Source organism: Phenylobacterium sp. (assembly GCF_044371015.1).
Lineage (GTDB): Bacteria > Pseudomonadota > Alphaproteobacteria > Caulobacterales > Caulobacteraceae > Phenylobacterium.
Window position 1 is genome coordinate 1 of sequence record NZ_JBILUK010000052.1, and the last position, 16,950, is coordinate 16,950.

Annotated in this window: 13 protein-coding genes; 3 read left to right on the top strand and 10 right to left on the bottom strand. The window is 67.9% G+C overall.

Features of this window, described 5'->3' with window-relative positions; translation table 11 throughout:
* Positions 1 to 117: 117 nt before the first annotated feature.
* Positions 118 to 681, bottom strand: coding sequence for a GNAT family N-acetyltransferase (locus ACIQ3R_RS06515; protein ID WP_397416456.1), 564 nt, complete (start codon positions 679 to 681; stop codon positions 118 to 120).
* A gap of 247 nt (positions 682 to 928) precedes the next feature.
* Between ACIQ3R_RS06515 and ACIQ3R_RS06520 the strand changes: the two genes are divergently transcribed.
* Both ACIQ3R_RS06520 and ACIQ3R_RS06525 read left to right on the top strand, forming a co-directional pair.
* On the top strand, positions 929 to 2,743 hold the full coding sequence (locus tag ACIQ3R_RS06520) for an aminopeptidase P family protein (protein WP_397416459.1): 1,815 nt from the start codon (positions 929 to 931) through the stop codon (positions 2,741 to 2,743).
* The gene (locus ACIQ3R_RS06525) at positions 2,740 to 3,570 is read left to right on the top strand and encodes a class I SAM-dependent methyltransferase (protein WP_397416462.1); all 831 of its coding nucleotides are present in this window, start codon (positions 2,740 to 2,742) and stop codon (positions 3,568 to 3,570) included. The genes ACIQ3R_RS06520 and ACIQ3R_RS06525 overlap by 4 nt, the downstream gene beginning before the upstream one ends.
* A 16-nt stretch (positions 3,571 to 3,586) precedes the next feature.
* Here ACIQ3R_RS06525 and ACIQ3R_RS06530 read toward each other — a convergent pair whose 3' ends face one another.
* The 6 genes from ACIQ3R_RS06530 to ACIQ3R_RS06555 form a co-directional block, all read right to left on the bottom strand.
* Positions 3,587 to 5,404, bottom strand: coding sequence for a flavin-containing monooxygenase (locus tag ACIQ3R_RS06530; protein WP_397416464.1), 1,818 nt, complete (start codon positions 5,402 to 5,404; stop codon positions 3,587 to 3,589).
* Between the two features lie 111 nt (positions 5,405 to 5,515).
* The gene (locus ACIQ3R_RS06535; RefSeq protein ID WP_397416467.1) at positions 5,516 to 6,712 is read right to left on the bottom strand and encodes a class I SAM-dependent methyltransferase; all 1,197 of its coding nucleotides are present in this window, start codon (positions 6,710 to 6,712) and stop codon (positions 5,516 to 5,518) included.
* Positions 6,713 to 6,716: 4 nt separating this feature from the next.
* Positions 6,717 to 8,789, bottom strand: coding sequence for an NAD-dependent DNA ligase LigA (gene ligA, locus ACIQ3R_RS06540; RefSeq protein ID WP_397416469.1), 2,073 nt, complete (start codon positions 8,787 to 8,789; stop codon positions 6,717 to 6,719).
* A gap of 2 nt (positions 8,790 to 8,791) precedes the next feature.
* Positions 8,792 to 10,501: a DNA repair protein RecN gene (gene recN / locus ACIQ3R_RS06545; protein ID WP_397416471.1), complete on the bottom strand. Its 1,710-nt coding sequence runs from the start codon at positions 10,499 to 10,501 to the stop codon at positions 8,792 to 8,794.
* A gap of 41 nt (positions 10,502 to 10,542) precedes the next feature.
* Positions 10,543 to 11,448, bottom strand: a complete 906-nt coding sequence (locus ACIQ3R_RS06550) for an outer membrane protein assembly factor BamD (RefSeq protein WP_397416474.1) — start codon at positions 11,446 to 11,448, stop codon at positions 10,543 to 10,545.
* 73 nt (positions 11,449 to 11,521) lie between these two features.
* Positions 11,522 to 12,133 (bottom strand): MSMEG_1061 family FMN-dependent PPOX-type flavoprotein, encoded by a 612-nt coding sequence (locus ACIQ3R_RS06555; RefSeq protein ID WP_397416476.1) that lies wholly within the window; start codon positions 12,131 to 12,133, stop codon positions 11,522 to 11,524.
* Positions 12,134 to 12,334: 201 nt separating this feature from the next.
* Between ACIQ3R_RS06555 and ACIQ3R_RS06560 the strand changes: the two genes are divergently transcribed.
* A complete protein-coding gene (locus ACIQ3R_RS06560; protein ID WP_397416478.1) occupies positions 12,335 to 13,009 on the top strand; it encodes a nitroreductase in 675 nt (224 codons plus the stop codon).
* A gap of 7 nt (positions 13,010 to 13,016) precedes the next feature.
* On the opposite strand, the gene lpxC is transcribed toward ACIQ3R_RS06560, so the two are convergent.
* The 3 genes from lpxC to ACIQ3R_RS06575 form a co-directional block, all read right to left on the bottom strand.
* Entirely contained in the window at positions 13,017 to 13,904 is an 888-nt protein-coding gene (gene lpxC / locus ACIQ3R_RS06565; RefSeq protein WP_397416480.1) for a UDP-3-O-acyl-N-acetylglucosamine deacetylase, read from the bottom strand.
* Positions 13,905 to 14,141: 237 nt separating this feature from the next.
* Entirely contained in the window at positions 14,142 to 15,602 is a 1,461-nt protein-coding gene (gene ftsZ, locus ACIQ3R_RS06570; RefSeq protein WP_397416482.1) for a cell division protein FtsZ, read from the bottom strand.
* Positions 15,603 to 15,768: 166 nt separating this feature from the next.
* Complete coding sequence (locus ACIQ3R_RS06575) at positions 15,769 to 16,887, bottom strand: phytase (RefSeq protein ID WP_397416484.1); 1,119 nt, start codon at positions 16,885 to 16,887, stop codon at positions 15,769 to 15,771.
* Positions 16,888 to 16,950: the final 63 nt, after the last annotated feature.

Consider the following 16,950-nt stretch of genomic DNA (forward strand, 5'->3'; position numbering starts at 1 on the left):
GCCCGGACTTTCCTCGAACCCCCGAAAGGGCCCGCGACCGCCCAGCCGTCTGATCCGCCGCGACCGTGGACACAAGGTCGAGACAAGATCAAGTCACCGAGGCGTCGACGACGAGACTCATCGCCGCCCATGCCCTTCGGCCAGGATGGCGTAGAGAAAGCTGTCGCGCCACGCGGCCTTGACCAACACATCCTGGCGGAAGTGCGCCTCGCGCCGCATGCCGAGCTTCTCCAGCAGCCGCCAGGAGGCGATGTTGCGCACATCCGCCGTAGCCCAGATCCGGTGCAGTCCCAGGTCTCCGAACCCGACCGCGAACAGAGCCCGAGCCGCCTCGGCCGCATAGCCCTGGCGCCAATAGGCCCGGTGATAGCTGTGCCCGAAGTCCGCCGTCCGATGTCCCGGGGCTTTCAGTCCCAGTCGGAACGATCCGATGACCCGACCGTCGGCTAGGTGTTCCACTGCAAGGTTCACCTCGTCGCGCGGCCAGACCTCCTGGCTCCTGGCCCAACGCTGCATCACCTCGCGGGTGGTCGCCGCGTCATTCGGCCCCCAGTCCATGAAGCGCGAGACCTCAGGGTCAGAGCCATAGGCATGCACATCGGCCTCATCGGACACGCGGAACTCGCGCAGCAGCAGCCGCTCGGTGCGTATCGGGAACCAGGGTTTAGGGTCTTCGCTCATCGTCGTCTCCTGTCGGTAAAGCCGCCGACAGGGATGGCGCATCATGCGACCCTGCCGGTTCGGCGGGATCGCGGTCTTCGAACAGCCTCTAGCCAGGCGCGCGCAAGACCCATCGACCCCGGACGGGACCGTTGGAGCTCGACGAATTCTGGCAGCGGGTGCGGACCATGGCGCTCCATGGTTCGATGCCGACCTCGCCGTCAAGCTCCGGCTTTGCCCCAGCGCCTCGACAGACTACATCCCAGTCATGCGCCAGACCTTTGACGAAAGCACCGATCGCACATTCGGCCCGCGCCATGTGCCGCTGATCCGCCGCGCCATGGCCGAACAGGGCCTCGACGGCTTCCTCGTGCCGCACGAGGACGAACATCAGAACGAGTACCTGCCCGCCGCCAATGACCGGCTGGCATGGGCCACGGGCTTCACCGGCTCAGCCGGCGCCGCCGTGATCCTCAAGGATCGGGCCGCCGTTTTCGTTGACGGCCGCTACACCCTGCAGGTCCGTGATCAGGTCGACACGGGTGTGTTCGAGATCCGAGATCTGGTCGAGGGCGGTGTCCCGGCCTTCCTCGAAACCTCCACCGCGCGCGGGCAGCGCATCGGCTATGATCCCCGGCTTCACAGCCCCGACGCGCTGGCCAAGCTCAGGGCCGCCGCCGAGAAGGCCGGCGCGCTTCTAACCCCGGTCAACGACAACCCCGTCGATCGCGCCTGGGGCGGCGCCCGACCCGCCCAGCCCGCCGCGCCGGTGGTCCCCCACCCCCTCGCCTATGCGGGCGAAGAGTCCGCCGCCAAGCGCGCGCATCTGGGCGCCGACCTGGCGGCGCGCGGCGCCGAAGCGGCCGTGCTCACGGCGCCCGCCTCGATCGCCTGGCTGTTCAATGTGCGCGGCGGCGATGTGATCCGCTCGCCCCTGCCGCTGGCCCAGGCGATCCTGTCAAAAGACGGTTCGGCGCGGCTCTTCCTCGACCCCGTCAAAGTGACGCCCGATCTGCCCGCCTGGCTCGGCAATCAGGTGCAGGTCGAAACGCCAGACGATCTGCCCGCCGCCCTGGCCGAGCTGAAGGGCGCCAAGGTGTTGGTCGACCCCGCCCAGTCCTCGGCCTGGTATTTCGACACTCTGGCCGCCGCCGGCGCTGAAGTGATCCGCGCTGAGGATCCCTGCGCTTTGCCCCGCGCGTGCAAGAACCCGGTTGAGATCGAGGGGTCCCGCCAGGCCCACATCCGCGACGGCGCGGCAGTGGCCAGATTCCTCCATTGGCTGGCGACAGACGGTCAGACCAACCCGCCCGATGAGATCGAAGCGGTCTCGAAGCTGGAAGGCTTCCGCGAGGCCACCGGCGCGCTGAAGGATCTCTCCTTCGACACCATCGCCGGGGCCGCCTCCAACGGCGCCATCGTCCACTATCGGCCGACGACCCGGCTCAACAAGCGCACTGAAGCCGGCTCCCTGCTGCTGGTCGACTCCGGGGCCCAGTATCTCGACGGCACCACCGACATCACCCGCACCGTGGCCATTGGCGAGCCGTCGCCCGAGATGCGCGAGCGCTTCACCCTGGTGCTGATTGGCCATCTGGCGCTGGCCGCCATTCGCTTCCCGGCCGGGACCACGGGCTCCGCGCTCGACATCCTGGCCCGCGCCGCACTCTGGAACCGGGGTCTCGACTACGACCACGGCACCGGCCACGGCGTCGGCAGCTATCTGGGCGTCCACGAGGGTCCGCAGCGGATCTCCAAGGCGCCCAACACCGTCGCACTCAAGCCCGGCATGATCCTCTCCAACGAGCCCGGCTACTACAAGGAAGGCGCCTACGGCATCCGCATCGAGAACCTCCAGGTGGTCACACCCGCTGAGGTCATCGCCGGCGGCGAGCGGCCTATGCTGGGCTTCGAGACCCTCACGCTCGCCCCCATCGACCGGCGCCTGATCGTCGCCGAGATGCTGCCCCCTGAGCTCCGGGCGCAACTCGACGCCTACCACGCCCGCGTGCTGGCGGCGGTGGGCCCGCTCGTGGAATCCGATATCAAGGGCTGGCTACAAGAGGCTTGCGCACCCCTATGACCGAACCGGCCAACGCCCAGCAGATCACCTACTGGAACGAACAGGCAGGTCCCACCTGGGCCGCCCTGCAGCCAGCGCTCGACCGGCAGCTCGCCCCGCTCGGCCGTCGCGCCATGGCCGAGCTCGACCTGGGGCCGGGCCGCCGCGTGCTGGACGTCGGCTGCGGCTCAGGCGAGACCACGCTGGCGCTCGCCGATACGGGCGCCGAAGCCGTCGGGGCCGATATCTCCCGCCCTATGCTTGAGGTCGCACGCGGCCGGATCGGAGGGCGCGCCAACATCGCCTTCCTGGAAGCTGACGCACAAACCTACGCGTTCGAGCCTGCGAGCTTCGACGCCGTCTTCTCGCGCTTCGGGGTGATGTTCTTCGCAGATCCCGAGGCCGCCTTCACCAATCTGCGCCGAGCCCTGAAGCCCGGCGGGCGGCTGGTCTTCGTCTGCTGGCGTGCGCCGGCGGAGAACCCGATCATGACGCTCCCCATGGCCGCCGCCGCGCCTCACCTGCCGCCGCCCGCGCCGCCGCCGCCGCCTGGATCGCCCGGCCCCTTCGCCTTCGCCGATCCCGACCGCGTGCGCAGAATCCTTGGTGCTGCGGGCTTCAGCGACATCGTGCTGACCCCGCACAATGAAAAGATCGGCGGGGGCGATCTGGCGACCACCTTGGGCCTCTCTATGAAGGTCGGCCCCCTAGGCGCCCTGTTGCGCGACAATCCAAGCAGCCGCGACGCCGCGATCGCCTCGGTCCGCGCCGCGCTCGCCGCTCACGAAGGCCCTGAGGGCGTCAAGCTCGACTCCGCCACCTGGATCGTCACGGCCCGCGGTCCGTAGGTCGCGCGGGCAGGCGCTATCGGAACGCCAGTCCCTCGAACGCCCCGGACTTCCGCCAAGCGTCGATGTAGCGGAAATAGGCCGACGCGCCGGCTGGGTAACCGACATTGTACTTCGCCGCCAGGCCGGCATCCTGGCCCTCATTGTTGTAATAGCCGGGCGTGCAGTCGGACGAGCCCATCATCATCCGGCCCGGACCCGTCAGCAGCAGATTGACCCACGCGTCCTGCGCCTCCTGGGTCACCTCGACCTCGTGCGCGCCGAGATCCAAGGCATGCTTCACGACGGCCGCGATGGTGCGCCCGGAATCGGTGAGGTTGTGCGGGACGTTCGAGATCAGGTTTGCGCCCTGGGTCGGCGAAACGAAGAAGAGATTGGGGAAGCCGTGCACGTGGATGCCGTGCTTCGACCTCATGCCCTCGGCCCAGGCCTGGCTCAGCGTCAGCCCATCGCGGCCGGTTACGTCAAAGCCCGCGCGGCGCTTGTACTCGGTGCCGACTTCGAAACCCGAGGCATAGATGATGCAGTCGACTTCATACTCGACCCCGGCCACCATCAGACCCTGCTCGGTGATCCGCTCTACGCCCTTCCCGTCGGTGTCGATCAGCCGGACATTGGGATTGTTGAACGCCTGCAGATAGGCGTCGTGGAAGCAGGGCCGCTTGCAGAGCTGGCGGTACCAGGCCTTCAGCTTCTCGGCCGTCTCACGGTCACCGACGATCTGGTCTACACGGTCGCGGATTTCTTCCATCTTTTCGAAGTCGGATTGTTCAAAGGCGGCCAGCATGCCTAGCGGGTTGCGTTGCTCGGGTGGCAGGCTTGAGATGCGGGCGCGGATGCGGCGCGAGAGGTCTGTCCAGCCGTCCTGAACCAGATCTTCCTTCGCGTCGCCCATGGCCTGGTTGTCGGTGAAGTTCTCCAGCCAGCGCTGCTGCCAGCCTTCTTCGGCGATGCCCTGGAACCACTCCGGATCGATCGGCGCGTTGGCCCGGACGTCAATGGACGAGGGCGTGCGCTGGAAGACCAGCAACTGCTTGGCGGTCTTGGCCAAGTGCGGAACCGCCTGCACCGAAGTGGCGCCTGTGCCAATGATCGCCACGCGCTTGTCAGCGAGCTTGTCCATCGGTGCGCCCAGGGGATCGCCCCCCGTGTAGTCATAGTCCCAGCGGCTGGTGTGGAAGCTGTGGCCCTTGAAATCCTCAATGCCCGGGATGCCCGGCAGCTTGGGCACATGCAGCGGCCCGGTGCCCAGTCCGATGAAGCTCGCTGTGAACCGGTCGCCGCGGTTGGTGCGGATCACCCAGCGCTGTCCCGCCTGATCCCAGTCCAGGCTGGTGATCTCAGTGTGGAACAGCGCGTTGTCGTAGAGTTGATACTGCCGGCCGATCCGCTGGCACTGCGCCAGGATTTCCGGCGCATGAGCGTACTTCTCACTGGGCATGTGGCCGGTCTCTTCGAGCAGCGGCATATAGACCATTGAGGCCGTGTCGCACTGCGCGCCAGGATAGCGGTTCCAGTACCAGGTGCCGCCGAAGTCGCCGCCCTTCTCCACGATCCGCACGTCCTTGACGCCGGCCTCCACCAGCCGCGCCCCGGTGACCAGCCCCGCAAACCCGCCGCCGACGAAGGCGAAGGTCACGTGATCGGTCTTGGGTTCGCGCTCTACGAAGGGCGTGTAAGGATCTTCCAGATAGTGGGCGAAGCGTCCGCCCTTCAGCTCCAGATACTGGGCGTTTCCATCGGGCCGAAGCCGCTTGTCGCGCTCGGCCCGGTACTTGGCGAGCAGAGCCTCCCGGTCGATGACCCGGGTTGAAGGGGCGGGAGTTCCGTCCATCGGCGTGTCCTGTTTCAGCGACTGCACACAGTGCTCAAGACCGGACTTGTAGCCGCCGACCCGCCGCTTCGTGTGTTTCGCCTGAAATCTGGGTATGGCCCGCGCCCTTGCCTACCCCCGCTTGTGCATCCAGAACGACGCGCCATAGGGGTCCAAGCCCGCCAGCGGCCCGATACACACCGTCTCGGTGAGCCGCGCGCGGAGCGCCGGGTCGCGACCGGCCCACCACGCCGGAAACAGGACCTCGAACGCCTCGCCGAAGAGCAGTGCTGTCGCCAGCAGGTACTGCTCATTCCACATGCGGTCGACGTGGCCGGATATGTAATCGTCGGGGAGGTAGATGTCGTGCACCTGCACGATCACGCCGGGCTTCAGGCGCGGCAGGATCTCCAGGAAGAACACCGTCACGTCCGAACCCTGGAAGGCCCTGTGTGAACTATCGAGGAAGACGATGTCGCCGGCTTGCAGCACGTCGAACATCGCCGGGTCGCAATGCTCCAAAGGCTTGCGGATCACCTGGTCACAGAGCTTGTCGACCTCATTTCGCGGCTCCGGGTCGATCGAGACGATCCGCGTCGTTAGGCCCAGCCTCCGGATCGCCTGGCGGGCGAACTTGGTGGACACGCCAGAGCCCACCTCCACGAACAGCCGGGGCTTATGCCGTTTCAGCATCGCGGTGATCGCCATTCCGTCCAACGGCGGGCACCAGGCGTTCAGCCAGTAGGGGTGGGCCTCGGTCCCGTCGCCGCCCATGGGGATTGCCCCGAAGTGATCACCGAGCGCAGCCATCTCATCAATCAGGCCTTCATACCCGCCCCTCCCGCCTTCCAGGATCGCCGTGAGCTTGGGATGCGAGGGCCGCCCCCCGCCGTGCCGGATCGTGGCCACATAGGGATAGTCCCCGAGCTCGAAGCGATGGATCGCCCGATCCGTCGCGAAGGCCAGCGCCGTTAGCGCGGAGAGCGGCCCCGCCGCAGGATCCTGCGCCCGGATCGAGGCGGCTCTGGCATGGGCCTCGGTCGCGCCAGTCGCATCGCCGGTGTCGCGCAACGCCACCGCGAGGTCGTTCCACGCCACTTCCAGTCCCGGCGCAAGGATCGTAGCGGCCCGCAAGTCCGCCAACCCCTCCTGGAACCGCCCCATCTTGCACCGCGCCACCCCGATCAGCCGGCGCGCCGCCGCATGATCCGGCTGCCGGGACAGCGCCTCGATGAAGATCAGTTCGGCTTGGTTTAGCAGATGCGCCCGCAGGCGGTCGAACCCGATCTCCACCATCCGCTGAACAGTCGGCTCCGCCGGCGCGGTCACCACCTCAGGCCCCGACCATGGCCAGCCACTCGTCCTCGCTCAGCACCTGGATCCCCAGTTCAGCGGCGGTCTTCAACTTTGAACCCGCGCCCGGCCCCGCCACGACAATATCAGTCTTCTTGGACACCGAACCCGAGACCTTGGCGCCCAGCCGCTCGGCCTGGGCCTTGGCCTCATCTCGCGTCATCCGCTCGAGCGCACCGGTGAACACCACCGTCTTACCCGCCACCGCTGTATCGGTCTTGGGCTGTTCCGCCGCCTGCACCGAGAGCTGGGCGTTCAGGTCGCGCACCATGGCCCGGTTGTGGTCCTCAGCGAAGAAGGCCGAGGCCGCTTCGATCACAGCCGCGCCGATCTGGTCCATGGCGTCGAGTTCTTCGATGGCCTCGGCGTCCCGCGCCGCCACCCGGTCCATGGCGTCCAGAAACGCCTCGACGGTTCCATAGCCCCTCGCCATCACCGTCGCCGTCGTCTCGCCGATGTGCCGCACGCCCAGGCCATAGATGAACCGGTCGAGGCTGATCGGCCGTCGCGCCTCGATCCCGTCGATAAGGTTCGCCACGCTGGTCTCGCCAAAGCGCTCAAGCGCCAGCAGCGCCTCGCGCTTTTCGTGCAGCCGGAAGATGTCCGCCGGCGCGGAGATCCAGCCCTGCTCGACGAACAACGCCAGCTGCTTCTCCCCCAGGCCTTCGATGTCGAACGCCCGTCGGCTCACGAAGTGGCGCAGGTGCGCCAGCTTCTGGAACGGGCAGGCGAACTCGCCGGAGCACCGCCGGACGATCGTCTCCGCGCCCGAATGGGTGGTCTCCCGCACGACTTCGGTCTTGAGGTCACAGGGGCAGACATGGGGAAATGCGAAGGCCTCCCCCCGCCCGGACCGGTCCGCATCCACCACGCCAAGGATCTGCGGGATCACATCGCCCGCTCGCTGCACGATCACCGTGTCGCCCGGCCGCGCGTCCAGTCGGGCGATCTCGTCGGCGTTGTGCAGCGTGGCGTTGGTCACCACCACGCCGCCGACCGTCACCGGCGTCAGCCGCGCCACCGGGGTCAGCGCGCCCGTGCGTCCCACCTGGATGTCGATCGCCTCCAGCATTGTCCGCGCCTGCTCGGCCGGGAATTTCCGCGCCACGCCCCAGCGTGGCGCTCGACTGACGAAGCCCAGCCGCTGCTGCCAGTCCAGCCGGTCCACCTTGTAGACCACCCCGTCGATATCGAAGCCCAGATGCGGCCGGGCCGCTTCCATTCGCCCATAGGCCTCGACCAGACCCTCGTGCCCAACCACCCGAGACGACTGCGGCGTCACCGGGAATCCCCAGTCCCGCAGCCGGGCCAGCGCCTCCCATTGCGTCTCGGCGAACGGCGCGCTCACCAGTCCCCAGGCATAGGCGAAGAACCGAAGCGGCCTCTGCGCCGTGACGCCGGCGTCGATCTGACGCAGCGACCCGGCCGCCGCGTTGCGCGGATTGGCGTAGGTTTTGGCGCCCGCGGCTTCCGCTGCGGCGTTCAGCGCCGCGAACTCCGCATGGCCCAGATAGACCTCGCCGCGAATCTCGATCACCTCCGGCCAGCCCGCGCCCGACAATCGCCGGGGGATTTCTTCAACCGTGGCCACATTGGCGGTGACATCCTCGCCCATCCGCCCGTCGCCCCGCGTCGCCGCCTGCACGAGCACTCCGCGTTCATAGCGGATGGAACAGGAGAGGCCGTCGATCTTGGGCTCGGCGGTATAGGCTACGGGCTCGTCTAGCCGCAGGAACCGCTTCACCCGCGCGTCGAAGTCGGCCGCGTCGGCATCGGAAAACGCGTTGTCCAGGCTCAGCATCGGCGCGCCATGCTCGACCGCCGCGAACTGCTCCGCCCGCGCCGCGCCGACCCTCAGGCTGGGCGAATCCGGCCGAGTCAGATGCGGATAGAGCGCCTCCAACTCTGCGTTCCGGGCCTTCAGCGCATCGTACTCGGCGTCAGAGATGCTCGGCGCATCGTCCCGGTGATAGGCCAGATCATGCGCCGCGATCCGTTCAGCCAGCCGCGCCAACTCCGCCGCCGCTTCGGACTCTGAGATCATCGCGCCCATCCTCAAGCCGCCATCAGCGCCCGGGCCGCCGCGCGGGCGGCGTCGGTGATCTCAGCGCCGGCCAGCATGCGGGCGATTTCTTCCTCACGCTCGGCTGGGCTCAGCGGCGCCACCGTGGTGCGCACCTGTTCGCCTTCGCCAGCCTTGGCCACCCGCCAGTGGGCATCGGCCCGCGCCGCCACCTGCGGCGAGTGGGTCACCACCAGAACCTGGGCGCCCATTCTCCCTCGGCTGGGGGCCGCCAACCGTTTCAGCCGAAGCCCCACGGCATCGGCCACCGCGCCGCCGACTCCCTGGTCCACCTCATCGAAGATCATCAGCGGCTGAGCACCCGACCCGCGTCCGGCCAGGGCCGCCTTGAGCGCCAGGGCCAGTCGCGCCAACTCCCCGCCCGAAGCGATGGCGCCCAGTTCGCCGAACGGCGCGCCGGGATTGGTGGCGATCTCAAAGGCGACGCGATCCATCCCGGTCGGTCCGGCACGCGCCTCATCGAGCGCTTCGACCGCCACATGGAACCGCGCCTTCTCCAGCTTCAGCGGCCCGAGCTCCGCCATCACGGCCTGCGCCAAGGTCTCGCCCGCCGACGTCCGGACGGCCGACAACGCGCGCGCCGCGTCGAGATAGCCCGCACGCGCTTTCGCCGCCTCCGCTTCAGCCACCTCAAGCGCCGCGTCCGCGCCCTCCACCGCCGCCAGCCGTCCAGCCAACTCCAGGCGCAAGGCCGGCAGCGCATCCACCGTCACGCCCAGCTTGCGCGCCAGCCCGCGCAGGTCGAACAGCCGCGCCTCCGCCGCCTCCAGCCGGTCCGGTTCGAACTCAAAAGCCTGGGCCGCAGAATCGATCGCCGCCTCGGCCTCGCCCGCCTCCACCAGCACCCGATCCAGCGCCTCTGCAGCTGCTGCCAGCCGTTGGACGGCCAAGCCGTCGGCCGTCGCGCCCGCGGTGATCGCCCGCTCGCGCGCGCGCTCGAGGGCCCGGATCGCCTGGGCCGTCCGCCCACCCAACCCCTCGAACGCGCCGCGTGCAGACTCGATATCGGCCAACGCCTTCTCTGACCCGCCCAACACCGCACGCGCCTCGGCCAGTTCCGTCTCCTCGCCCTCGCGCGGATCCAGTCTGTCGATCTCCTCCAGGCGGAAGGCGATCTCCTCCCGCTCCGCCGCGCCGCGGCCCGCGGCGTCCTTCAGCGCCGCCACCTGTTCCCGCGCCGCTCGCCAGGCCTCCCAGGCCGATCGCGCGTAGGCGCCGTCCAGCCCGGCATAGGCGTCCAAAAGAGGACGGTGCGTGCGCGCGTCCAGCAGGCCCACCGTCTCGTGCTGACCATGGACTTCCATCAACGCCGCGCCCAGTTCGCGCAGCACGCCGACTCCGGTGGCCTGGTCATTGACGAAGGCGCGGCTGCGCCCGTCGGCCGAGAGCACGCGCCGAAGCACCAGATCCTCGTCCCGCGCGTAGGAGAGCCCCTTGTCATCCAGCAGCGCCCAGACCGGATGATCCGCCGGCGGCGCGAAGGCCGCACTCGCGGTCGCCTGGGCCGCGCCGGTCCGCACCAGCCCGGCGTCGCCACGCGCGCCCGTCGCCAGGCCCAGTGCGTCCAGCAGGATCGATTTTCCCGCGCCGGTCTCGCCGGTGAGCACGGTCAGGCCCGGCCCGATCGAGAGGTCAAGCGCCTCGATCAGCACCACGTCACGGATCTGCAGGCCAATCAGCATCGCCCGCCAGGATCGTACGGAATCAGCTTCGCCAGAAGGCCCTATCCCGCTGAAGGCGCAGAGGCAGGCGCCTCGGCCTGCGGCGGGGTCACGGTCTTGTCCTTGTCGCGGGTGAACGGCAGCCGGAAAATCCCGCGACCGCCGCCGCTCGCCGGCTCCACCGCCGGGCGCAGCCCGCGCGAAGTCAGCAAACGGTAGGCGTCAGCATACCAGATATCGCCCGGATAATTGTGGCCGAGCACAGCGCCATTGCGCTTGGCCTCGTCTGCGAGTCCCAGCGTCAGATAGGTCTCCACCAGCCGATAGAGCGCCTCGGGCGCATGGCTCGTAGTCTGGTAGCGTTCGATCACGGTGCGGAACCGGTTGGCCGCCGCAAGCGTGTCGCCCTGGCGCAGATACCAGCGCCCGATGGTCATTTCCTTGCCGGCCAGCTGGTCATTGACCATGTCGATCTTCAGCCGCGCATCGGCGGCGTACTCCGTCCGCGGATAGCGCTGCACCACGTCGCGCAGGGCGGCCAGCGCCTGACCCGTCGCCGCCTGGTCGCGGTTCACATCCACGATCTGCTCGAAGTAGCAGATAGCCTTGATGTAGTGCGCGTAGGCCGCCGCCGGATTGCCCGGATAGAGCTGGATGAACCGCTCCGCGTCCCCGATGGCTTCGGCATAGTCGTTGCTTTGGTAGTGAGCGTAGGCCTGCATCAGAATCGCCCGACGCGACCACTCCGAATAGGGATGCTGCCGTTCCACTTCCTGGAAGTAGCCGACGGCCTGATTCCACTGGCGCCGGTCCAGCCGGTCAGCGCCAGTGGCGTAGAGGAGCTCCACCGGCCGCTCCTCATAGACCAGCCGGGGCTTCTTGTCGTTGCTGGCGCAGGCCGCCAGGCTCAACGCACAGAGGGCGGCGAGGCCAACCGCACGAACCGGAGTCTTCGAAACCTTCACCATCACCTCGAAACCGACGCACGCCGACGCGGCACCGTTCTCTACACCAGCGACTGTGGCGATCAAACGGCGCCGTTCAGAGGCTCTCGCGCAGGCTCGCCACCTGTTCGGCATGGGTCGCCTTGGGTTTGGCCAGTCCCAGCTGGTCCGAGACCATCTCCGACAACGACGGCAAGCTGGCCCGGTCCACACGGTGGCTGTCGCCCCACAGGTCCGAACGCATCAGCGCCTTGGGGCAGTGCAGATAGGCCTCGCGCACATCGATCACCAACATCGTCTTGGGCGCTTTGCCGGATTCCAAGTGCTCAAGCGCCACCGCAGGATCGGCCACCACGCGGGCGACGCCGTTGACCCGGTAGATGTCGTCGATGCCCGGGATCATGAACATCAGCCCCACCTCGCCAGATCCCTCGGCGATGTTCCGCAGGCTATCCAGGCGATTGTTGCCGGGCCGGTCCGGGCGGGTCAGCGTCTTGCCGTCCTCGGAGACATGCACGAACCCCGGCCCGCCGCCGCGCGGCGAGACATCCACCGCCCCGGTGGGACCTACGCTGGCCAGCGCCACGAAGGGCGATAACGCGATGAACCGTCGACCGTGCGGATCCACCCAGCCGACATCCTTCGCCGAAACGATTGGATGGGGCTTTGCGTAGAGTGCGTCCAGCGTCGCGATCGCATCATCGGCCATGGCGGCTTTTCTCCTATGGCGCGCACCTTACACGAGCCTGCCGACAGAGTGTGTCAGCAGTGGACCAAGTCGGTTTCCGCACCGATGCGCCCCCGCGCGCGCGGACTGGACATGGCGCCGCGCGCGGCCCCTCCCCTGCGGCGCCGTTGAGGTCGAGGCGCAGGGCCCATAAGACAGCGGCGACGGTATGGGGAATCTCAAATGCAGTTCGACGACGTGATCATGGGCCGCCGCAGCATCCGCGGCTACAAGCCCGATCCTGTGCCGCGGGAGCTGATCGAGGAAATCATCACGCTGGCCATGCGGGCGCCCTCGTCGATGAACACCCAGCCGTGGAACTTCTACGTCATTGCCGGCGAGCCGTTGGATCGGATCCGCAAGGGCAACACCGAACGCAATCTGGCGGGCGTGCCGCAATCGCGTGAGTTCCGGATCGGGACGAAGGGGTTCGAGGGCAAACATCGTGACCGGCAGGTCGGCGTGGCCAAGCAGTTGTTCGGCGCCATGGGGATCACCCGCGATGACAAGGAAGGCCGCCAGGACTGGGTGCTGCGCGGGTTCCGCCAGTTCGATGCGCCGGTGTGCATCATCGTGACCTTCGACAAGGAACTGGAGGGCATGGACGATGCGCCGTTCGACTGCGGCGCCGTGGCCACCGCCCTGGTCAACGCCGCCTGGTCCCGCGGACTTGGCGCGGTGATCAACAGCCAGGGCATCATGCAGTCGCCGGTGGTGCGCGAACACGCCGGCATCGCCGAGGATCAGGTCATCATGAAGAGCATCGCGCTCGGCTGGCCAGATGAGAGCTTCCCCGCCAATGCGGTGGTCTCGGAGCGCAAGAGCGTGAAAGAGGCGACGGTCTTCGTCGGCTTCTGACGCGGACTCAGACCGCTTCCCGGAGCGCCTCGGCCAGGGTGCAGACCCTCCAGGCCTCCGGTCGAGCCATCAGGGCGCGGACCACAGCATTGTTGAGGCCATGCCCGGCCAGCACGCCTTCGAATCGGCCCAGCAGCGGCGCGCCCAGCACATAGAGGTCGCCAATGGCGTCCAGCGCCTTGTGCCGCACGAACTCATCCGGACGACGCAGACCCTCGGGGTTCAGCACTGTTCCGCCGTCGATGACCACGCAGTTCTCCATCGAGCCGCCGCGGGCCAGCCCTTTGGTCCGCAGGTACTCGACGTCAGCCAGGAAGCCGAATGTCCGGCAATCCGCCAGTTCCTCGCGAAACGCCTGTTCGTCCATGGGCATGTCGATCGACTGGCGGCCGATGGCGGCGCTGTCAAAGGCGATCTCGAACGCGATCTCGAACCCCAGGGCCGGCTTCAGTGTCGCGCGCTTGTCGCCTTCGACAACTTCCACAGTCTCGAGGATCTCGATGAAGCGTCGCGGCGCTTCCTGGGCGCGGAGGCCGGTGCGGTCCAGGCCGCGCACGAAGGGTTGCGCTGATCCGTCCAGGATCGGCATTTCCGGCCCGTCTAGCTCGACGACCGCATTGTCGACGCCCAGCATCGCCAGCGCCGCCATCAGGTGCTCGATGGTCGAAACCGTGACTCCGGCGTCGTTGCCGATCACGGTGCCGAGCTCCGTGCGGCAGACGGCCTCGGCGGTCGCGGCGATGCGCGCTTCGCGATCCGTTATGTCGGTGCGTATGAAGACGATGCCGGTGTCCACCGGCGCGGGCTGTACGGCCACGCGCACATAGGCGCCAGTGTGAACGCCCACGCCGGCGAAAAGCGCCGGAGTGCGGACAGTGTGCTGAAACGCGGCCAAGGCGGACCTTTCCAGAAACCTACGCGGCGAACCTTGAGCCCCCAACACGCTGGCTAAGTCGGTTGGCGCCGACCCACAAGGCACGTCTTGTTTCTCAGTGTTTCGCAGACGCAGCGCTGTGGTCGCTTGGTCGCATGGCGCTGACTTTACAGGACTATCTATCCGTCGCCTCGACCTCATCCGTGACATCCCGGACATTCGCGGGCGCGAACTCCGGGATGACTCCAGAAGGAAGGATCAGTTGGCCAAGCGGCGCAGGAAGGAGGGGATCTCCAGATCCTCGGCTGTATCGGGCTCGGCGTCGAGCGCCTCCGCCGGCTGCGCGCCGCCGCGAGACGGCGCGGGAGTCGGAGCCGGCGCCGGCGCGGTCCGGGCGACCGGTTCAGCGCCATAGCCGGGCTTGCGGCCCCCGAAGATGCTCATGAAGCCGCCGCGCGGCTTGCGCGGCTCATAGGGCGCTTCTGCAAACAGAGGCGCATCCGCAGCCTCCGCCGCAACGGGCTCGACCACCGCCGGCTCGCGCGCGGCGACCGGTGCGGTTTCCGCCAGCTCGGCCTGGGCCAGATCGAAGATGTCCACCTGCTCCGCCGTCTCGCGGGCCGCCACGTCCAGCGGCTCGGGCTGGGCGACGGGTTCCGGCATCGGCTCGGTGGTCGGGACAGACACCGTGGCCCGCAGGGGTTCGGCGGTCAGAGCCCGACGCTCAACCTTGGGTTCGATAGCGGCGATCGAGGCGCCATCCATGCCGGTGGCCACCACGCTAACGCGGATCATGCCTTCAAGGCTCGGATCGAACGCCGCTCCGAAGATGATGTTGGCTTCCGGATCGACCTGCTCGGAGATGGCGTTGGCCGCCTCGTCGACTTCCAGCAGGGTCATGTCGAGCCCGCCGGTCACGTTCACCAGAACGGCCTTGGCGCCCTTCAGGGACACTTCGTCGAGCAACGGGTTCTGAATCGCGTTCTGGGCGGCCATCAGCGCACGGTCATCGCCGCCGGCCTCGCCAGTGCCCATCATCGCCTTGCCCATCTCGGTCATCACCGTGCGCACATCGGCGAAGTCCAGATTGATCAGGCCCGGCAGCACCATGAGGTCGGTGATCGAGCGCACGCCCGAGTGCAGCACCTGGTCGGCCATGCCGAACGCCTCGGCGAAGGTCGTCCGCTCATTGGCCACGCGGAACAGGTTCTGATTGGGGATGACGATCAGGGTGTCGACATAGCGCTGCAGCTCAGTGATTCCGGCGTCAGCCAGGCGCATCCGGTGGCGACCCTCGAAGTGGAAGGGCTTGGTCACCACGCCGACGGTGAGGATGCCGCGCTCGCGGGCGCACTTGGCGATGATCGGCGCGGCGCCGGTGCCGGTGCCGCCGCCCATTCCGGCGGTGATGAACACCATGTGAGCGCCGTCGAGTTGCTCGCCGATCTCCGGAATGCTCTCCTCAGCCGCGCTCATGCCGACTTCGGGGTGCGCGCCGGCGCCGAGGCCCTGCGTCACCTGCACGCCCAGCTGGATGCGCATGTTGGTCTTGGCGAACTGAAGCTGCTGCGCGTCGGTGTTGGCGACGACGAACTCCACGCCCTCGAGGCCCGCTTCGATCATATTGTTGACCGCATTGCCGCCGGCGCCGCCGATGCCGAACACGACGATCCGGGGCTTCAGTTCCGTGGCGCGCGGCGCCGAAAGCGAGATGGCCATGGACGTCCTGTCCCTCCAGAAATACGGACCTCGGCGCCTCGGACCCCCCAGCCCGAAGCAGCCCCGGGTAACGATGCGTTAAGTACGCGCCGACACCCTTAATCGAGGGTTAACCGCATAATCTGAGTCGGAAGTCCGTCGAGGCGGCGAGACGGGGTTTGTTGGCCTAAAGCCCCAGCGCCTTCTTCACCTCGCGCCAATCCACCAACTTGAAGTTCTGCAGCGCGCGGGGTCCGCCAGCGCCGGCGCCGGTCTCCTCCACGTCGTCCTGCATGACCACCAGCCCCTCCGGAAACGCCCCCACGCGACCGCCCAGCGCCGCGACGCCGTCGGTGCCCGTGACATTGTCTGCGCCGCCGCCGGCCATCACGCTGAACCGGCCGCGATACTCCGGCTGCGCGCCATCCACGCGCCAGACCGCAAAGGCGGAGTCGCCCTGGCTGGAGGCGATCAGCCAGGTCGTCGCGCCCTCGCGCAGCAGCGCTAGGCCCTCCACGTCGGGCTTCAGCATGTCCGACGGCGCCTCGGCGATCAGTTCGCCCTGGGCCGGACCGGTCCCCAGGTCATAGCGCCAAACGCCGCGGCCCTCCTCGCCGATATAGAGCCGACCAGCCGCCTCGTCTGCGACGCAACCCTCCGGCTGGGTGGCCAGCGCGAACCGTCGCTCCTCCTTTATTGCCGGTCGTCCGCGCGGACCGGTCGTCACGGCGTACTGCCGCACCTGGCCATCGGTGGAGTTGACGACCATCACGAAAGTCTCGCCACGCTTCGCCAGGCACAGGCCATAGGGCTCGACCAGATCGAGCTTCACCACGCCCCAGAACGCGAGTTTCAGGGTCGCCGGATCGAGCCTATAGAGCGCGGCTCCGGCGCGCCCGCGGTCCGAGGCCGCCACCAGCACAACCGGGCCCTTCGGCCCCGGGAAACCGCCGCGCAGGTCAACATTGTTGGGCTTGCCGCCAGGCACGTACTGCATCTGGCGACCGTCCAGCCCATAGACGTAGAGCCCTGCCTGCTTGTCGGTGCCGATGATCACGCCTCGGGTCGGGTCCGCGGGGTCCACCCAGATTTCCGGGTCATCGGCCGCGTCGCGCGAACCCGTCCCCACCGAAGGCGTCTCACCCGCCGCCGGCACCGGGGTTCCAACCCCCATGGTCAGCTTGGCGGAGTCGGATACGTCCTCGGCCCCAAGAGTCGTGCAGGCGCCGATCAGAAATCCGAGCGCGATCGCAATCGCCCAGGCCCGCGTCGTCGAATTCGAAACCACCGATATCACGCTCTGCACTCGCCTCTTCATTGATCAGAATGGCGATAGATCAAGCATCTGGATCTCGCAATGAGTGACCTG